Source organism: Streptomyces sp. SID1328 (genome assembly GCF_009865595.1).
Taxonomy (GTDB): Bacteria; Actinomycetota; Actinomycetes; order Streptomycetales; family Streptomycetaceae; genus Streptomyces; species Streptomyces griseoluteus.
In genome coordinates, this window is sequence record NZ_WWKH01000080.1 from 1 (window position 1) to 17,471 (window position 17,471).

The 17,471-nt window shown below is 72.4% G+C and carries 18 protein-coding genes; 10 read left to right on the forward strand and 8 right to left on the reverse strand.

Features of this window, described 5'->3' with window-relative positions; genetic code table 11:
• Nucleotides 1-884, reverse strand: an 884-nt coding sequence (locus tag GT030_RS02340) for a M6 family metalloprotease domain-containing protein (protein ID WP_161199578.1), incomplete at its 3' end; no start/stop codon positions are given.
• A gap of 346 nt (nucleotides 885-1,230) precedes the next feature.
• Here GT030_RS02340 and GT030_RS02345 point away from each other — a divergent pair.
• Both GT030_RS02345 and GT030_RS02350 read left to right on the forward strand, forming a co-directional pair.
• Nucleotides 1,231-1,875: a TetR/AcrR family transcriptional regulator gene (locus GT030_RS02345; RefSeq protein ID WP_161199579.1), complete on the forward strand. Its 645-nt coding sequence runs from the start codon at nucleotides 1,231-1,233 to the stop codon at nucleotides 1,873-1,875.
• A gap of 190 nt (nucleotides 1,876-2,065) precedes the next feature.
• On the forward strand, nucleotides 2,066-3,604 hold the full coding sequence (locus tag GT030_RS02350; RefSeq protein ID WP_161199580.1) for an MFS transporter: 1,539 nt from the start codon (nucleotides 2,066-2,068) through the stop codon (nucleotides 3,602-3,604).
• 19 nt (nucleotides 3,605-3,623) lie between these two features.
• On the opposite strand, the gene GT030_RS02355 is transcribed toward GT030_RS02350, so the two are convergent.
• On the reverse strand, nucleotides 3,624-4,145 hold the full coding sequence (locus GT030_RS02355; RefSeq protein ID WP_161199581.1) for a MarR family transcriptional regulator: 522 nt from the start codon (nucleotides 4,143-4,145) through the stop codon (nucleotides 3,624-3,626).
• Nucleotides 4,146-4,258: 113 nt separating this feature from the next.
• Here GT030_RS02355 and GT030_RS02360 point away from each other — a divergent pair, with 113 nt between their 5' ends.
• Nucleotides 4,259-5,044 (forward strand): class III extradiol ring-cleavage dioxygenase, encoded by a 786-nt coding sequence (locus tag GT030_RS02360; RefSeq protein WP_161199582.1) that lies wholly within the window; start codon nucleotides 4,259-4,261, stop codon nucleotides 5,042-5,044.
• 15 nt (nucleotides 5,045-5,059) lie between these two features.
• On the opposite strand, the gene GT030_RS02365 is transcribed toward GT030_RS02360, so the two are convergent.
• On the reverse strand, nucleotides 5,060-5,587 hold the full coding sequence (locus GT030_RS02365) for a GNAT family N-acetyltransferase (RefSeq protein WP_161199583.1): 528 nt from the start codon (nucleotides 5,585-5,587) through the stop codon (nucleotides 5,060-5,062).
• Nucleotides 5,588-5,778: 191 nt separating this feature from the next.
• On the opposite strand from GT030_RS02365, the gene GT030_RS02370 reads away from it, so the two are divergent.
• Together GT030_RS02370 and GT030_RS02375 are read left to right on the forward strand one after the other, a co-directional pair.
• Nucleotides 5,779-6,807 (forward strand): sigma-70 family RNA polymerase sigma factor, encoded by a 1,029-nt coding sequence (locus GT030_RS02370; RefSeq protein WP_161199584.1) that lies wholly within the window; start codon nucleotides 5,779-5,781, stop codon nucleotides 6,805-6,807.
• A 526-nt stretch (nucleotides 6,808-7,333) separates the two neighbouring features.
• Entirely contained in the window at nucleotides 7,334-7,942 is a 609-nt protein-coding gene (locus GT030_RS02375) for a TetR family transcriptional regulator (protein ID WP_161199593.1), read from the forward strand.
• Here GT030_RS02375 and GT030_RS02380 read toward each other — a convergent pair.
• Nucleotides 7,933-8,901, reverse strand: coding sequence for a YafY family protein (locus GT030_RS02380; protein ID WP_202459593.1), 969 nt, complete (start codon nucleotides 8,899-8,901; stop codon nucleotides 7,933-7,935). The two genes, GT030_RS02375 and GT030_RS02380, sit on opposite strands and share 10 nt — an antisense overlap.
• Before the next feature lie 63 nt (nucleotides 8,902-8,964).
• On the opposite strand from GT030_RS02380, the gene GT030_RS02385 reads away from it, so the two are divergent.
• The 4 genes from GT030_RS02385 to GT030_RS02400 all read left to right on the forward strand — a co-directional run bounded on the left by GT030_RS02385 (nucleotide 8,965) and on the right by GT030_RS02400 (nucleotide 14,524).
• Nucleotides 8,965-10,455 carry an MFS transporter gene (locus GT030_RS02385; RefSeq protein WP_161199586.1) on the forward strand — a complete coding sequence of 497 codons (1,491 nt, stop codon included), beginning with the start codon at nucleotides 8,965-8,967 and terminating at the stop codon, nucleotides 10,453-10,455.
• A gap of 151 nt (nucleotides 10,456-10,606) precedes the next feature.
• The gene (locus tag GT030_RS02390) at nucleotides 10,607-11,368 is read left to right on the forward strand and encodes a DeoR/GlpR family DNA-binding transcription regulator (RefSeq protein ID WP_161199587.1); all 762 of its coding nucleotides are present in this window, start codon (nucleotides 10,607-10,609) and stop codon (nucleotides 11,366-11,368) included.
• Nucleotides 11,365-12,312 carry a 1-phosphofructokinase gene (gene pfkB, locus GT030_RS02395; RefSeq protein WP_161199588.1) on the forward strand — a complete coding sequence of 316 codons (948 nt, stop codon included), beginning with the start codon at nucleotides 11,365-11,367 and terminating at the stop codon, nucleotides 12,310-12,312. Before GT030_RS02390 ends, pfkB begins: the two co-directional genes overlap by 4 nt.
• 121 nt (nucleotides 12,313-12,433) lie before the next feature.
• Complete coding sequence (locus tag GT030_RS02400) at nucleotides 12,434-14,524, forward strand: fructose-specific PTS transporter subunit EIIC (RefSeq protein ID WP_161199589.1); 2,091 nt, start codon at nucleotides 12,434-12,436, stop codon at nucleotides 14,522-14,524.
• Nucleotides 14,525-14,616: 92 nt separating this feature from the next.
• Here GT030_RS02400 and GT030_RS02405 read toward each other — a convergent pair whose 3' ends face one another.
• Together GT030_RS02405 and GT030_RS02410 are read right to left on the reverse strand one after the other, a co-directional pair.
• Nucleotides 14,617-15,363, reverse strand: a complete 747-nt coding sequence (locus GT030_RS02405; RefSeq protein WP_161199590.1) for a DUF6227 family protein — start codon at nucleotides 15,361-15,363, stop codon at nucleotides 14,617-14,619.
• A gap of 219 nt (nucleotides 15,364-15,582) precedes the next feature.
• Nucleotides 15,583-16,203 (reverse strand): flavin reductase family protein, encoded by a 621-nt coding sequence (locus GT030_RS02410; protein WP_161199591.1) that lies wholly within the window; start codon nucleotides 16,201-16,203, stop codon nucleotides 15,583-15,585.
• 73 nt (nucleotides 16,204-16,276) lie between these two features.
• On the opposite strand from GT030_RS02410, the gene GT030_RS35400 reads away from it, so the two are divergent.
• Nucleotides 16,277-16,453: a hypothetical protein gene (locus tag GT030_RS35400; protein WP_086695572.1), complete on the forward strand. Its 177-nt coding sequence runs from the start codon at nucleotides 16,277-16,279 to the stop codon at nucleotides 16,451-16,453.
• Between the two features lie 19 nt (nucleotides 16,454-16,472).
• On the opposite strand, the gene mscL is transcribed toward GT030_RS35400, so the two are convergent.
• Nucleotides 16,473-16,994, reverse strand: a complete 522-nt coding sequence (gene mscL / locus GT030_RS02415) for a large conductance mechanosensitive channel protein MscL (protein ID WP_161199592.1) — start codon at nucleotides 16,992-16,994, stop codon at nucleotides 16,473-16,475.
• 141 nt (nucleotides 16,995-17,135) lie between these two features.
• Nucleotides 17,136-17,471, reverse strand: a 336-nt coding sequence (locus tag GT030_RS02420; protein ID WP_237522162.1) for an RcpC/CpaB family pilus assembly protein, incomplete at its 5' end; no start/stop codon positions are given.

Consider the following 17,471-nt stretch of genomic DNA (forward strand, 5'->3'; position numbering starts at 1 on the left):
AGCCAGCCCAGCTTCCACTTGTGCCAGCCGAGCAGGTCGTTGTTGGCCCCCCAGTCCTCGCTCATGATGTCCCAGTGCCCGACCGCGCTGCCCCCCTCCTGCGTGTACAGGTCCGGCAGCCCGAAGGTGTGGCCGTTCTCGTGCGGCAGCACCCGGTACCCCGTGTCCGCGTACGCGCCCGAGCCGTCGTCCTGGCGGGAGTAGACGAAGGAGGCGTTGGCGACCGGGGTGCCGTCGGCCACCGGGGCCTCGCCGTTGCCGGCGAAGGTCACGGAGAGGACGGTGTCCAGGGCCGAGGGGCCGGCGTTCGGGGTGACCAGCACGTTCAGCAGGTCGTACGAGCGGAAGTCCACGTCCGGGTCGGCGGTGGAGACGATGTCCCGTACCAGCTGCCGGTAGCCGGGGTCGAAGGGTGCGCCGCGCTCTATGCCGTAGTCCTTGAACGGCTTCGGCATCCGCAGCCAGGAGGTGATCGGGGTCTCGGCGCGGTAGTCGAGCCGGCCGTACGACGCCTTGGCGAACCACTCCTCGGTCTTGGGGAAGAACTCGTGGAAGCGGTCCATCGCCTTGCCCTCGCCGGGGGTGTCCGGGAAGTCGACCATCAGGGTCAGGGCGTGGACGGTGCCGGTGGAGCGGGAGTAGCCGGTGGAGGTGGGGAAGCCCTCGGTCATCTGGACCTCGGCCGCTGCCTGGATCATGCAGGGGGCCAGGGCGGCGGTGCGTATCAGCCCGTTCGGCCCGGCGGGGGTGCGCGCCGTGAGCTGCCCGGACCCCGCCGAGGTGCTGACCGCGAAGGTCAGCACGGTCACCGAGGCGAGGGCGGCAACGCGGCGCGGGCGTATCCGGCGCGGGTGTATGGGGCGGCGGGGCGACTGCGGCTGCATGCACGGACCTCCCGCTCGACGGCAGCCCCCGTGATCCGGCTGCGCCCTTGGGCTCACCCTGGGTCGCCGCGGGCGCGGTCGCGCGCTGGGAGAGACCGAACGTGGGATTTCGGCAGGAGCAGGGGTGAATCGCCTGCGGTTGAGGGTGGACGGACCGGTTGAACGGGCATCGGCGACGCCCGGATACAGATGTGATCCAGGTCACACCCTGGCAGGGAAATAACCGGGGAGGGCTTCCCCGTTTGGACCTGTGTCCGCGCGAAACGGGGAGCTTCTCCCCGGATCACCGGACGATCAGAGTCCGTTCATCCCGACCCGTACAGATGGGGAGCCCACCGTGTCCGCCGTGCGCACCGCACCCTCCGCCCGCAGGGCGTCGCCCCGGCCCCGTGCCGACGCGCTCCGCAACCGGGAGCGGATCATCACCGCCGCACGGGAGATGCTGGTCGAGCACGGCCCCCAGGTGCCGCTGGACGAGATCGCCCGCCGCGCGGGCGTCGGCAACGCCACCCTGTACCGCAACTTCCCCGACCGGGACGCCCTGGTCCGGGAGGTCCTGTGCTCCGTCATGGACCGCACGGCCGAGGCCGCCAAGTGCGCCCTGGCCGAGACGGGCGACGCCTTCGCCGCGCTGGAGCGCTTCGCGCACGCCGCCGCCGAGGAGCGGATCAGCGCGCTGTGCCCGATGGTCTCCAGCACCTTCGACCGCAACCACCCCGACCTGGAGGCGGCGCGGGAACGGGTGGAGGCACTGATCGCCGAGGTCATGGACCGCGCCAAGGCGGCCGGACAGCTCCGTACCGACGTCGGTGTGGGTGACCTGATGGTCGCCGCCGCCCAGCTCAGCCGGCCCCCGGCCGGCACCGCCTGCTTCGACGCCGACCGGTTCGTCCACCGGCACCTGCAACTCTTCCTCGACGGGCTGCGGGCCCCGGCCCGCTCCGTCCTGCCCGGCACGGCCGTGACCATGGAGGATCTCCGCCAGGCCTGACCCGACCGACCCGACCGACCACAACCTACGACTCCGCCGGGCCCGCGCCCCGGAATCACCTGATAGCCACCCGGCCGCCAACGAGGGCGAGCCGGTGGGGCCCCGCACGCCCTGTGCGCGTACGAGACGCCGTACGACCGTGCCCCGCATGCCCGATACGTCCGACCGAAGTCCCGAACGGGGTACCCCCATGTCCGAAGCAGTCACCAAGCCGCCGCTGGCCACCGCGCCCGCGGGCGACGCCAACCGCTGGAAGGCGCTCGTCTTCATCGCGCTGGCCCAGCTCATGGTCGTCCTCGACGCCACCATCGTGAACATCGCGCTGCCCTCCGCCCAGCAGGACCTCGGCATATCCGACGGCAACCGGCAGTGGGTCGTCACCGCCTACGCCCTCGCCTTCGGCGGTCTGCTGCTGTTCGGCGGCCGCATCGCCGACCTGTGGGGCCGCAAGCGCGCCTTCCTGCTCGGTCTCGCCGGCTTCGCCGCGGCCTCCGCGCTCGGCGGCGCCGCCACCACCGGTGGGATGATGTTCGGTGCCCGCGCCCTCCAGGGTGTCTTCGGCGCCCTGCTCGCCCCGGCCGCGCTCTCCCTGCTGGCCGTGATGTTCACCGACGCCAAGGAGCGCGCCAAGGCGTTCGGCATCTACGGCGCCATCGCGGGCGGCGGCGGTGCCGTCGGCCTGATCCTCGGCGGTTTCCTCACCGAGTACCTCGACTGGCGCTGGACCTTCTTCGTCAACGTGCCGTTCGCCATCGTCGCCGCGGCCGGTGCCTGGTTCGTGATCCGGGAGCCCGAGGGCGGCCGCAACCGCTCCCCGCTCGACATCCCCGGCGTGGTTCTCTCCACGCTCGGCCTGGTCTCCCTGGTGTACGGCTTCACCCGTGCCGAGTCCGACGGCTGGAGCGACGCGGTCACCATCTCGATGTTCGTCGCCTCCGTGGTGCTGCTGCTGGCGTTCGTCCTGGTCGAGCAGCGGGTCAAGGCGCCGCTGCTGCCGCTGCGCGTGGTCGCCGACCGCAGCCGGGGCGGTATCTACCTCTCCCTCGGCCTCGCCATCATCGGCATGTTCGGCCTGTTCCTCTTCCTGACCTACTACCTCCAGGTCGTGAAGGGCTACTCCCCGGTCAAGACCGGCTTCGCGTTCCTGCCGATGGTCGCGGGCATGATCACCGGCTCCACCCAGATCGGCGCCCGTCTGATGATCCGGGTCCCCGCCCGGCTGCTGATGGGCCCCGGCTTCGCGCTCGCCGCGCTCGGCATGCTGCTGCTGACCCAGCTGGAGATCGGCTCCTCCTACGCGGCGCTGCTGCTGCCCGCCATGGTGCTGCTCGGCCTCGGCATGGGTACGGCGTTCATGCCGGCGATGTCGCTGGCGACCCAGGGCGTCGAGCCCCGGGACGCGGGCGTCGCCTCCGCCATGGTGAACACCTCGCAGCAGGTCGGCGGCGCGATCGGCACCGCCCTGCTGAACACCATCGCCGCGTCCGCGACCACCTCGTACATCAAGGACCACATCGCGTCCGCGAGCGCGGTGCCGCAGCAGCAGCTGGTCAAGCTGCAGGGCATGGTGCACGGGTACAGCACGGCCATCTGGTTCGCCGTCGGCATCCTGGCGGTCGCCTCGCTGATCGCGTTCACCATGGTCAACGCGGGCAAGCCGGGCGCGGTCAAGATGGCCTCCGGTGACGGTGCCGAGGACGAGATCCCGGTGCCGGTGGTCGCCCACTAGCACCGGCCCCCGGCGGGAATCAGCGGAGCCAGGGCAGGTCCGCACCCGCCTCGCTCGGCTGAAGGCCCTCGGCGACGATCTCCATGATCTCGCCGAGGGCCTTCTGCTGCGCGGGGCTCAGCCGGTCGAACAGCGCCTGCCGTACGGCGGTGACATGGCCGGGCGCGGTACGGCGCAGCACCTCGGCGCCCTCCTCGGTGAGCACCGCGAACTGGCCGCGCTTGTCCGAGGGGCAGTCCTCGCGGCGCACCCAGCCGCTCCTCTCCAGCCGGGCGATCGCGTGCGAGAGCCGGGAGCGGGTGATCTTCGACTGCCGGGCCAGCTCGGTCATCCGCAGTCTGCGGCGCGGAGCCTCGGCGAGGCCGACCAGCAGGCCGTAGTAGACGTGCGGCATGCCCGCGTCGCGCTGGAGCTGCCGGTCGAGGTGGTCCTCCAGCAGCGTGGTCGCGTGCAGATACGCCCGCCAGACGCGCTGCTCCTCGTCGCTGAGCCAGCGGTGACCGGTTGCCGGCGCCGCTGCCGGGGTGGATGCCGAGTTCATGTCTCCCACTGTACGAGCCGCCTTCTTGAAACTTGAACTAGTCGGGCGTAGTCTGGCCGAGTAATGCTTGAGAGTTAAAGCAAAGTTGCGCCCCGTCGTGGGAGGACCCCGTCATGCACCACACCGCCGAGCCGTCCGCTCCCGACCGCATGCCCGCCCTCTACCTCAGTCATGGCGCCCCGCCGCTCGCCGACGACCCCGTCTGGCCCGGCCAGCTCGCCGCCTGGGCGGACGGCCTGCCCCGCCCCAAGGCGATCCTGATGGTCTCCGCCCACTGGGAGGAGGCCCCCCTCGCCCTCGGCGCCACCCACACCGCCCCGCTGGTCTACGACTTCTGGGGCTTCCCCGAGCGCTACTACCGCGTACGCTACGACGCCCCCGGCGCCCCCGAACTGGCCGAATCCGTACGCAAGCTGCTGCGTGCCCCCGGCACCCCCGTCCAGGACATCCCGGACCGGGGGCTGGACCACGGTGCCTACGTCCCGCTCGTCGAGATGTTCCCCGAGGCCGACATCCCGGTCCTCCAGATCTCCCTGCCGACCCTGGACCCGGCCCGGCTGATGGACCTCGGCCGCAAGCTCGCGCCGCTGCGTGACGAGGGTGTCCTGATCGTCGGCTCCGGCTTCTTCACCCACAACCTGGCCGCGCTCCGGCACGCCGGCGTGCCGGGCTGGTCCGCCGAGTTCGACGACTGGGGCCGGGCCGCGCTGGACGCCGGTGACTGGGACGCGCTGCTGGACTTCGAGACCAAGGCCCCGGCCGGAAAGCTTGCCCACCCGCGGACCGAACATTTCGCGCCACTGTTCGTCACGCTCGGCGCGGCCGGCGCCGACGCGCACCGGTCGGTGATCGACGGATTCTGGATGGGGCTGGCCAAGCGTTCAGTGCAGTTCGGCTGAAACCGCGCCGGTGGCTCAGCCGGACTTGAGGTCCTTCTGGTACCAGGCCACGTCCCAGTAGCGGCCGAACTTGCGGCCGACCTCGCCGAACGTGCCCAGGTGCCGGAAGCCGAAGCGCTCGTGCAGCCGGGTCGACGCCTCGTTCGGCTGGGTGATGCCGGCGAAGGCGCGGTGCACGTCCTCCCCGTCCAGCGCGGCGAAGAGGGCGTCGTAGAGCAGGGTGCCCACGCCCCGGCCGGTCGCGTCCGGGGCCAGATAGACCGAGGTCTCCACCGAGGGGGTGTACGCGGCCTTGGGGCGGTGGGGGCCCGACGTGGCGTAGCCGAGGACGCGACGGGAATCGGTGTCCGTGGCAACCAGGAGGCGGTGCGGGCCGTCTTCCGGGTGGGAGAGCAGCCACGGGCGGCGCTCCAGAGGGGTGAAGGGGGCCAGGTCGAATGTGATGGCCGTCTCAGTCACATAGTGGTTGTACAGCGCGGTCAGAGCGTCGAGATCGGCCTCGGTTCCGGGCCTGACCTGCACTTCCGTACCGCTCGGCACCATGTGCACCCCCTCTGTGGGCCGACAGGGTACTGCATGATCAGAAAAATCGGGGGGTGGGTTGGGAATTCTGTCCGGATTCCAGTCGTTGTTTCCCACGGATGCAGGGCACCCGAGGAGAGTCCCGAGGGAGGGTCCGGAGTGCCGAGCGTTCGCCAGGACCACCTGCCCGCCACCACCGCAAGGGAGCACGCATGGCAACCCGCGCCGTCGCCCGTCGTAAGTCCGCCAATGGGGGCACCTCCCAGGCTCCGGGCTCTGGGGGACAGACGGCAGACTCGGCAAACAGCGTCCGCGTGCGCGGCGGCGAGATCGCCGACCGCGACCTGGTCGGTATGTACCTCGACGAGATCGCGCGTACGCCCCTGCTCGACGCCGCCAAGGAAGTCGAGCTGTCCCAGACGATCGAGGCGGGCGTGTTCGCGCGCCAGGTCCTCGACGGCCAGGAGGAGACCGGCGCCCAGGCGTCCCGCGAGGAGCTCGAGGAGCTGTTCGAGGCGGGCGAGCGGGCCAAGGACGTCTTCATCCGCTCCAACCTCCGCCTGGTCGTGGCCGTCGCCCGGCGCTACCCGCGCAGCGGCCTGCCCCTGCTCGACCTGATCCAGGAGGGGAACGCGGGCCTGGTGCGCGCGGTCGAGAAGTTCGACTACCGCAAGGGCTTCAAGTTCTCCACGTACGCGACCTGGTGGATTCGCCAGGCCATCACCCGCTCGATCGCCGACCAGTCCCGCACCATCCGGCTCCCCGTCCACCTGGTGGAGGAGCTGGGCCGCATCCGCCGGGTGCAGCGCGAGTTCAACCGGGAGCACGGCCGGGACCCGGAGCCCGCGGAGATCGCCGCGGAGCTGGGCTCCACGCCGGAGCGCGTCACCGACGTGCTCGACTGGTCCCGTGACCCGGTCTCGCTGAACATGTCGGTGGACGACCAGGGCGAGACCCAGTTCGGCGACCTGCTGGAGGACACCTCCGCGGTCTCGCCCGAGCAGTCGGTGCTCAGCCTGCTGCGCCGCGAGGAGCTGGACGACCTGATCGGCCGCCTGGACGAGCGCACCGCCTCGATCATCAAGATGCGGTACGGCATCGAGGACGGCCGCGAGCGGACCCTCACCGAGGTCGGCAAGGAGCACGGACTGACCCGCGAGCGCATCCGGCAGATAGAGAAGCACGCTCTGCTGGAGCTGAAGAAGCTCGCCCACGACACGGGGTTCGACGCGGCGGCGTAGGACCCCGGGGGGTGGGGGCACGCGCGGGGTGGCGGAATGCGGTGCCAACATGGCGCGGTCCCGTCGCTTCAACGCCTCCGGGCGCGGGAACAACCCTTGCGGGCACCGGAGTCCAGGCTCCGGGGGCCGCACTCCCACCGAGTACCGCGCGGCGTCCCCACCGCCACGTAAGGCCCGCCCTCCGGGGCGGGCCCATGGACCAGTTCCGACGTCATCCCCCCCGGCGTCGGGACTTCCCGCCGGGCTCCGGCGCCACCCCCCCCGGCGCCGGAGCCCGGCTTTTTTCCGCCTGGGTGAGTTTCTGGCCGCGCGCCGGGAGGCGGGCACGGGAAAGCGGGCCACCCCGCACCTGAACCACGGGGTGACCCGCCGAATGGCAGATTCTGCCACAGGGGCATAGCCTGCCGAGGTGAGCACCCCCCGTACCACCCGTAACACCGGCAACACCGGCACCACCGCCCGAAGGCGTTCGTACCCGGCCTCTCCGGCGGCCTCCCTGACCGAGCGCCGCAAGGCAGAGACCCGTATGGAGATCGCCCGCGCCGCCGCGACCCTCTTCGTCCGGCAGGGCCTGCGGGCCACCCGCGCCGAGGACATCGCCCACGCGGCGGGCATCGCACCGCGCACCTTCTACCGCTACTTCGCCTCCAAGGAAGAGGCGGTGGCGCCGCTGTACGCGGCCGGCGCCCAGCTCTGGACCGAGTCCGTCCGCGCGGCCCCGGCCCACCTCACCCTGCCCGAGGCCCTCCGGCACGCCGTCGACCGCACCCTCGCCCCCGGTGTCGGCGTTTCCGCGTCCGCCTGGGAGTGGGCCCGCACCCTGATCCGCATGGCCCACACCAGCCCCGCCCTCGGCAAGGTCTGGGCGGAGGTCTGCCAGGCGTCGGAGACGGAACTCGCCGAGGTGCTGGCCGCGCGGCTGACGCCCGCCGAGGACGACGCCGACAACGTTGCCGAGGCCGCCACCCCCCACCTCCGCTTCGCCGCGGCCGTCGCGGGCGCGGCCGTACGGGTCGCCGTGGAGACCTGGGCCCTCACCGAGGCCCCGCCCACCGGCCCGGCGGGCCCGGCCGCCCTGGCCCTGGGCAACCTGGTGGCCCTGGGCGACTTCGCCTGGGAAGCGCCTCAGGGCTGAGGAACGGCGCGGAGCAGCCGTGACCCCAACTCCCTCACCGCCTCGGCCAGTACGTCCGGACTCCGCACCGTGAACTCGTGCCCCGTCATCGCCAGCCGGACCGCCAGCCACTCCACCGGGTCGCCGGTGGTGCCGTGCAGGAGGCAGTGGTCCGGGCCGTCCGGTTCGGGGGCGCCGAACCAGTGGGGGACGCGGGCCGCGATCCGCTCGGCCGGGGCGGCGAAGCGGACGGTGAACTCCCAGGTGTCGTTGCGCCGTTGGATCGAGCGGCGCAAGTACTCCGCCGCGTCGCCGGAGGGCAGTTCGCGCGGAGTGAAGCGGGCGCCGGTGGCGAACGGGTCGCCGACCCGGTCCACCCGGAAGGTGCGCCAGTCCTCGCGGTCGAGGTCGTAGGCGACGAGGTACCAGCGCCGTCCGGTGGACACCAGCCGGTACGGCTCGGTCAGCCGGCGCGACTCGCTGCCGTCCCCGGCGCGGTAGGCGAAGCGGAGCCGCTCGTGGCCGGCGATCGTGGACGCCATCACGGTCAGCGTCTCCGGTGCGATGGTCGGGCCGTCGCCGCTGGTCAGCGGGGTGGTCGCGGCCTGGAGGGTGGCCACCTGGCGGCGCAGCCGGGCCGGGAGCACCTGCTCCAGCTTGGCCAGCGCCCGCACCGACGCCTCGTCCACCCCCTCCACCGCGTGCCCGGCACCCGCCCGCAGACCGACCGCGATGGCGACGGCCTCCTCGTCGTCCAGCACCAGCGGCGGCATCGCCTTGCCCGCCACCAGCCGGTAGCCGCCCTCCGCGCCCTTGCTGGCCTGCACCGGATAGCCCAGCTCCCGCAGCCGGTCGATGTCGCGCCGGACCGTACGCCGGGAGACCCCGAGCCGGCCCGCCAGCTCGCCGCCGGGCCATTCGCGCGGGGTCTGGAGGAGGGACAGGAGCGTCAGCAGCCGAGCCGGGGTGTCCGTCGTCATGCGTCCGAGCATGCCGCACATCTAGGACACGTCCTGTCCTACTGGGTCACTAGCGTGGCGTACATGACCTCAACGGAACAGACCTCCGGCGCGGACCGGCGCCGCTGGATCGCGCTCGCCATCGTGATGACCGCCGCCTTCATGGACCTCGTCGACGTGACGATCGTGAACATAGCCATCCCCTCCATCCAGCGGGACGAGGGCGCCTCGTTCAGCCAGATCCAGTGGATCACCGCAGGGTACGCGCTGGCGTTCGCGGCCGGTCTGATCACCGGCGGGCGGCTCGGTGACATCCACGGCCGCAGGCGGCTGTTCCTGCTCGGCGTCAGCGGCTTCACCCTCGCCTCGGCGCTGTGCGGCTTCGCGGTCGACCCGGCGATGCTGGTCACGGCCCGCATCCTGCAGGGCGGCATGGCCGCGATGATGGTCCCGCAGGTCCTCTCCATCGTGCACGCCACCTTCCCCGCCCATGAACGCGGCAAGGTCTTCGGGCTGTTCGGCGGTGTCGTCGGCCTCGGCGCGGTCTCCGGTCCGCTGCTCGGCGCCCTGCTGACCGAGTGGAACCTGTTCGGGCTGGAGTGGCGGCCCATCTTCCTGATCAACCTGCCCGTCGGCATCGCCGCCGTGCTGCTCGGCCGCCGCTTCATCTCCGAGTCCCGCGCACCCCGCGCCCTCAAGCTGGACCTCGTCGGCGTCGCCCTGGTCACCCTGGGCCTGCTGATGCTGCTCTACCCCCTCACCCGGGGCCGCGAGCTGGGCTGGCCGCTCTGGGGCCACCTGCTGATGGCGGGCTCGCTCCCGGTCTTCGCCGCGCTGGTCGCCTACGAGCGGCGCAAGGCGGCCCGCGACGGCTCCCCGCTGGTCGAGCTGTCCCTGTTCCGCGTGCGCAGCTTCGCCGCCGGGATCGCCGTACAGACCGTCTTCGGGGTCGCGCTCGGCGTCTTCTTCCTGGTCTGGACGCTGTACATGCAGATCGGCCTCGGCTGGAGCGTGCTGCGCGCCGGGCTGACCGGGGTGCCCTTCTCGCTGGCGGTGTCGACGGCGGCCGCGCTGTCCGTGCAGTTCCTCGTGCCGCGCTTCGGGCGCAAGGTGCTCCAGGCCGGCGCCCTGACGATGGGCCTCGGCGTGCTCCTCTACATCTGGGAGTCCGACCGGTACGGCCTCGCCATCGCCTCCTGGCAGATGGCGCTCCCGCTGGTCGTGATGGGCGCCGGGATGGGCCTGATCGTGGCTCCGCTGACCGACGCGGTGCTCTCCGAGGTGCCGCGCGAGCACGCCGGATCGGCCTCCGGCCTGATCAACACCGTGCAGCAGATGGGCAACGCGCTCGGGCTCGGCCTGGTGTCGGTCGTCTTCTTCGGGCAGATCGCGGACCGGCTCGCCCCGGCGCGGGTCGGTCCGGCCTTCGTGGGCGCCTTCCAGCACGCGCTGTGGTGGGTGGCCGGGGTCATGGGCGTGATCTTCCTGCTGATGTCGGCGCTGCCGAAGCGGCCCGCGCAGCACGTGGAGGGCGCGAGTGAGCCCGCTGAGGAGCGGGAGCTGGTGAAGGTCTGAGCGTGTCCGGGTCCGCCTGCTGAAGTTCCGTTCATGTCCGAATGAAGCCCGAAGCTGTTTACTTCTCGGACTCTCGGGCGTAGCCTCGCAGTGAAACCACACGTTCGGGCATGAGCCGGGACGGTGGGCCGAGGTTCGGAGGCAGGCGGACATGTACGCACCGGAGCGTCAGCAGGAGATCCTCCGGCTCGCCCGTGACGGCGGCCGGGTGGACGTGCTGTCGCTGGCCGAGGTGTTCCAGGTCACGGCGGAGACCATCCGCCGTGACCTGAAGGCCCTCGACCGCGCGGGCCTGGTCCGCCGGGTGCACGGCGGCGCCATCCCGGCCGGCCGCCTCGACTTCGAGCCCGACCTCAGCGAGCGCGAGTCCACCGCCGCCGACGAGAAGGACCGCATCGCCAAGGCGGCCCTCGCGGAACTCCCCGTCGACGGCACGGTGATCCTCGACGCGGGCACCACCGTGGCCCGGCTGGCCGCCGCCATCCCGCTGGAGGCGACGCTCACCGCCGTCACCCACAGCCTGCCGATCGCCGCCCGCCTCGCCGACCACCCCGGCCTCCAGCTCCACCTGGTCGGCGGCCGCGTCCGCACCCGCACCCGCGCCGCCGTCGACGCCTGGGCCCTGCGCGCCTACGGCGAGATCCGCGCCGACGTGGCCTTCATCGCCGCCAACGGCTTCTCAGCCGAGCACGGTCTGACCACCCCCGACCTCGCCGAGGCCGCCGTCAAGCGCGCGGCCGTGGCCGCCGCCCGCCGGGTGGTCCTGCTCGCGGACTCCGCCAAGCACGGCCAGGAGCACTTCGCCCGCTTCGGCGACCTGAGCGACGTGGATCTGCTGATCACCGACAGCGGGCTCAGCCCCGAAGACGCGGCCGTCATCGAGCGCGGCGGCACGGAAGTGGTACGCGCATGATCCTCACCGTCACCCCCAACCCGTCCCTGGACCGCACCTACGAGGTCCCCGTCCTGGAGCGCGGCGAGGTCATCCGCGCCTCCGGCGAGCGCATGGACCCCGGCGGCAAGGGCGTCAACGTCTCCCGCGCGGTCGCCGCCGCCGGCAGGCGCACCCTCGCCGTACTGCCCCTCGGCGGCGCGCCCGGCGCCCTGATCGCCGAGCTGCTCGACGCCCAGGGCATCGAGGTCGCCCCCGTGCCGGTCACCGGGGCCACCCGGTCCAACGTCGCGCTCGCGGAGGCGGACGGCGTCCTGACGAAGATCAACGCGCCGGGTCCGGAGCTGACCCCGGCCGAGGAGGAATCGCTCCTCGACGCCGTGCGCACGCACTCGGCCGACGCCCTCTGGATCGCCTGCTGCGGCAGCCTCCCGCTGGGTCTCGCGCCCTCCTGGTACGCCGATGTGGTCGCCCGTGCTCACTCCGGCGGCGCCCGCATCGCCCTGGACACCTCGGGACCGGCCCTGCTCCAGGCGCTGCGGGCCCGGCCCGACGTGGTCAAGCCCAACGCCGAGGAACTGTCCGCCGCCGTCGGCCGCCCGCTGGTCACCGTGGGCGACGCGGTGAAGGCGGCCGAGGAACTGCGGACGATGGGCGCCCGCGCGGTGCTGGCCAGCCTGGGCGCCGACGGGCAACTGCTGGTGGACGGCAAGGGCACCTGGTTCGGCACCGCCCGCGTGGCCGCCGTCCGCAGCAATGTCGGTGCGGGGGACTCCTCGCTCGCCGGGTTCCTGATCGCCGGAGGGAGCGGGCCGGAGGCCCTCGCCTCCGCGGTGGCACACGGGGCCGCGGCCGTGCAGTTGCCGGGCAGCGTGATGCCGACGCCCGCCGATCTGGACCCTGCCTCGGTCACCGTCACGTCGGACGTGCCGGTCGACCTCGTGCTGACGGAGCCGGTGTCATGAGAGCCGGTGTCGGGAACGGCCCGTTCCGGTGGTCCGCTGTCCCCTGTCCCCACCCCCACGTCCCCATCCACGGTGCGCCCACCCCACACAGCAGGGCGATACGCGAGCAAAGGAGCCCGCGATGAGCGAGATGATCACCGCGGACCTGGTCGACCTCGACCTGTCCGCCGAGAGCAAGGAAGCGGCGGCGCGTGCCCTCGCCGAGCGCATGGTGGCGAAGGGGCGGGTGACCGACCTGGACGGTTTCCTCGCCGACGTGGCCGCCCGTGAGGCCCAGATGCCGACCGGTCTCGACGGCGGCATCGGCATCCCGCACTGCCGCAGCGAGTACGTCACCGAGCCGACGCTCGCCTTCGGGCGCAGCTCGGCCGGGATCGACTTCGGCGCGGCGGACGGCCCGGCCGACCTGATCTTCCTGATCGCGGCCCCGGCCGGGGCGGACGACGCCCACCTCACGATCCTCTCCTCGCTGGCCCGGCAGCTCATGAACGCCGAGTTCACGGACGCGCTGCGAGGGGTGTCCGACGCGGAGACCGCGGCGGCGCTGGTGCGGGGGGACGTGACTCCGGCCGAGGCTGCCGAGGGTGCGGCCGCCTCCGGCGCGGGGGCCGAGAAGGACACCGCCGCGGCGCCGACGGCGGCCTCCGCCGGCGCCGCGGCGGGCAGTACGAGCCCGGAGACCCCCGAGGCCGAGGTCACGGAAGCGCGCCCGTTCCGCATCGTCGCCGTCACCTCCTGCCCCACCGGCATCGCCCACACCTACATGGCCGCCGAGTCGCTGGAGAACGCCGGCCGGGAGGCGGGCGTCGAGGTGACCGTCGAGACGCAGGGCTCGGCGGGGTTCACCCGGCTCGACCCGGCGGTGATCGCGGCGGCGGACGGCGTGGTCTTCGCCCACGACGTGCCGGTGCGCGAGAAGGACCGCTTCGCCGGCAAGCCCACGGTGGACGTCGGGGTGAAGGCGGGCATCAACCGCCCCGCCGAACTCATCTCCGAGGTCCGCGCCAAGGCGGAACGCGGCGAGAAGACCGCCCCCGCCGGTGCGGCCACCACCCCCGTGGAGCGGGCGGGCGACTCCACCGAGGGCTACGGCACCAAGCTCCGCAAGTGGCTGATGTCCGGCGTCAGTTACATGGTGCCCTTCGTCGCGGCGGGCGGTCTGCTCATCGCCCTGGGCTTCGCCATCGGCGGCTGGACGGTGAACAAGGCGCCCTCCGTCATGGACCACTTCGTGTGGACCCAGTCCGACAGCTGGGGCGCGCTGCTGTTCCAGATCGGCGGCATGGCGTTCAACTTCCTGATCCCGGTGCTCGCCGGGTACATCGCCTACGGCATGGCCGACCGGCCCGGCCTCGTCCCCGGCTTCGTCGGCGGCGCGATCTCGCTCAGCATCAACGCGGGTTTCCTCGGCGGCCTCGCGGCCGGTCTGATCGCCGGTGGTGTGGTGCTGGCGATCCAGCGGGTGCACATACCGGCGGCCATGCGCGGCATCATGCCGGTGGTGGTGATCCCGCTGATCTCCTCGGCGGTCGTCGGGTTCCTGATGTTCGTGGTGATCGGCAAGCCCATCGCCGCCGCCCAGAAGGGCATGACCGACTGGCTCAACGGTCTCACCGGCACCAACGCCGTCCTGCTCGGCGCCCTCCTCGGCCTGATGATGTGCTTCGACCTGGGCGGCCCGGTCAACAAGGTGGCCTACACCTTCGCCACCGCCGGGATCGCCGTCGCCGGCCCCAGTGACTCCGCGATGAAGATCATGGCCGCGGTGATGGCCGCCGGTATGGTCCCGCCGCTGGCGATGGCCCTGGCCACCACCGTGCGCGGCAAGCTCTTCACCCCGGCCGAGCGCGAGAACGGCAAGGCCGCCTGGGTGCTGGGCGCCTCCTTCATCACCGAGGGCGCGATCCCCTTCGCCGCGGCCGACCCGCTGCGGGTCATCCCGTCCGCGATGGCGGGCGGCGCGGTCACCGGCGCGCTGTCGATGATGTTCGACGCCACGCTGCGCGCCCCGCACGGCGGCATCTTCGTGGTCCCGCTGATCGGCAACCCGTTCCTCTACCTCCTCGCCATCGCCGCGGGCGTCTGCGTCAGTACCGCCCTGGTGGTCGTCCTCAAGGGCACGCGCAAGCCGGCCCAGGGCACCCCGGCCGCCGGTTCGGCGGAAGGCGCGGCGGCGGGGGAGAAGGGGAGCGAGCAGCCGGTGGCCGCCTGAGCATCCTCCGGTCCCGTCCCCACGGTCGCGTCCCCCCGGCGAACTCGCCGGGGGGACGCGGTGCGTCGGGGGCCGTCAGCCGTGCCGGGCCGTCAGCTGTGCCGGGCCGCGCGGTGCTCCATGGCCTCGCGGGCCGCCTCCGGGGTGGTGTACACCTCGCACATGTGACGGCCGTCGGGGGTCGCGGTGTGCTCGACCTCCCACAGCGAGACCTCCCGCCCGTCCCGCAGCAGGAACGCGTGCTCGTACAGCGCGAAGCTCACCCCGGCCCGCGCGGTCCGGCCGGGACGGCCGAACGCCTGGGTGATCTCGTGCGCCTCCGCCGTGGCCAGCAGCGCCGCCAGCTCCTCGCCGGGACGGTCCGGGTTCTCCGCCCGGCGCAGCAACCTGCGGGCGTGGTCGGGGGAGTTGTCCGCCACGTACGCGTGCCGGGGCTGGGGCACGGCACCCAGCTCGGTCAGCACCGGCAGCTCGAAGTCCGAGGTGTCGTACGGCAGCGCCAGCCGGGCCGTGGCGGTCTGCAGCTCCTCCTCGTCGAGGTACACCTCGTGCTGGGCCTCCTCGCCCGGCGCGGTGTTGTGCGCCAGCTCCCAGAGGGTGACCGCGGAGCCGTCCGCGAGCAGCCAGGTGTGCCGGTACGTCTCGCGGTGCAGGCCCGCGCTGTGGTGCGCGGAGTGCAGCGAGCTGTCGTGCGCCAGCGCGCAGTCCAGCTCTCTTATCACCTCGTCGGGCAGCTCGAACGAGTTCAGGGCGCGGCCGAGGAGTCGCGCGAGGTGCTCCTCCGGAGACTCGGGCGACTGGGCGGACTCGTACTCCGCCGTCTCGTACGGAACGCTCAAGGTGTCTCCCGGCGTCGCTGCATGTCACCTGGTGGGTGCATACCGTAGCCCCTCGGTCGGACATCGTGACCGGGAACCGAAAAACGTACTGGGGTAAACGCCGGGCACGGCCGAAGAGTTCCCGATCGGCGACCGAAATGCCGTGCGCGCCAAGGCTTTTCCGCCCCCTTGCGCCTCTTCCTCCCCTACCTCCCCTGCCTCGCCCCCGGTACACCCCCCTCAGGCGACACCGGCCGCGCGCGGCGTCTCCGTGCGGTAGGAGCTGCCCAGTTCCGGGCCCAGGCCGAAGTAGTGGCGGAAGTTGTAGATCAGCGGGCTCCAGGCGGCGGGGTCTATGTGGTGGGTGCCGGGGATCAGCAGGCCGGGAGCCGCGTGGACCTTCAGGACCGTCGTCTCGACGATGACGCAGTCGCCGGAGAGGTCGGGGCGGATGCGTTCGGCGCGGGCCTCCAGGTGGAGGGGGCACTCGGCCGCGCGGGGTGGGCGGACGGTGTGGGAGGGCTCTTCGCGCAGGCCCGCCGCGGCGAACTTGGCCGGTTCGAAGCGGCAGCCGGCCGCCTTCGTCGGGGGGACCGGGTCGCGGCCGGTCAGGGGGGCCAGGCGCTCCACCGCGGGCCACTGGTGCGGGGCGGGGAGATTGATGACCAGGTCGGGGCGGGCGAGGAGGTTGCGGGCGGTCTGGCCCTCGCGGCCCAGGCCGAGGACGACCGTGCGGCCGAGCGCCCACGCCGAGGACATGGGGGCGAGGTTGAAGGTGCCGTCCTCGTTCTCCGTGGACAGCAGCACCACCGGGGTGCCGAAGTAGAGGATGCTCGGCTCGATCGCCGTATGACTGCTCATGAGGGCGAGCCTAGGAACGGGTTCGTTCGGCGGGCGCCGAAGTGTGCCGGGCGGCGGACCGTACCCTGGAGGCATGAGTGACGCTCCCGCACCCGAGCCGCGCGACCCGAAGGCCGCGCTCGTCTTCGACGACCCGCTGAACCAGCAGTCCTCGGACGACACCGACCGGGGGTGGGGCGAGCGTCCGGCCGGCGACAGCGCCGCCGACCTCAGGCGCTTCCTCGACGAGAAGCCGCCCCACCACCTCTGAACGGTACGGAGGACTCCCGCTAGCGCACGTCCGGGCCGGCCGGGCGCTGCTGCTTGACCACACCGTCCACGGTGCCCGTGCGCTGGGCGATCAGCAGGTCGCGGATGTCCTGGAGGACCTCCAGCTCGGTCACGGGGATCGGCTCCGGCTCGGTCTTGCCCGTGCGGGCCTGCTTGCGGGCCTCCTGCCGGGCCAGGTACTTCGACATCGGCATCACCATCAGGAAGTACACGACCGCGGCGGTGATCAGGAAGCTGAGCGCCGCACCGGCCACCGAACCCCACATGATCGGCACGCCGCTCTCGACGGTGCCGTCCGCCGCGACCTTGCAGGGGTCCTTCAGGCACGAGCTGTAGTGGTCCAGGTTCTTGGTGCCGATCGCCCCGACCAGCGGGTTGATGATGCCCTTCACCACCGAGTTCACGATGTTGGTGAAGGCGGCACCGATGACCACCGCGACCGCCAGATCGATGACGTTGCCGCGCATCAAGAAGGCTTTGAAGCCGTCCAGAATGCTCGCCGCTTCCTTCTTCGCGTTCACCTCGGTGAGTCTCCTCGTCGTGTGCACAGGCTGGGGAACAGAGCGCTCCGCAACCTACGTCAAGGTGCGGCCGCCCTGTCCAATCCCGCCGCTCGATCGAACGACACGACCGCGCGCTTTTGGAGATGCCGCCGCCACGGCTCACCACAGCGTCACCGCCAGCCTGGCCATGGGATTCGCCCCCACCAGCCGAGCCGCCGTGGCACGAGGAACCGCCAGGACGACCAGCGCCCCCTCCGTGACGCTTCCCTCACCCGGGGTGCGCTCCAGCGGCTCCGGCAGCCGGACCACCCGGGCCCCGCGCGCCAGCACCCGAGCCGACCCGCCCCCCGCCGACATCGACCGCTCCTCCGCCGCGACCACGTCCACCCGGTCACCGGGACGCAGCAGCCGCACCGTGGCCGCGTCGGCGATGCGCACCGGCGCCCGCACCAGCTCACCCGGCCCGCGCCCCCGTACCGGATCGGCGGCCGGATG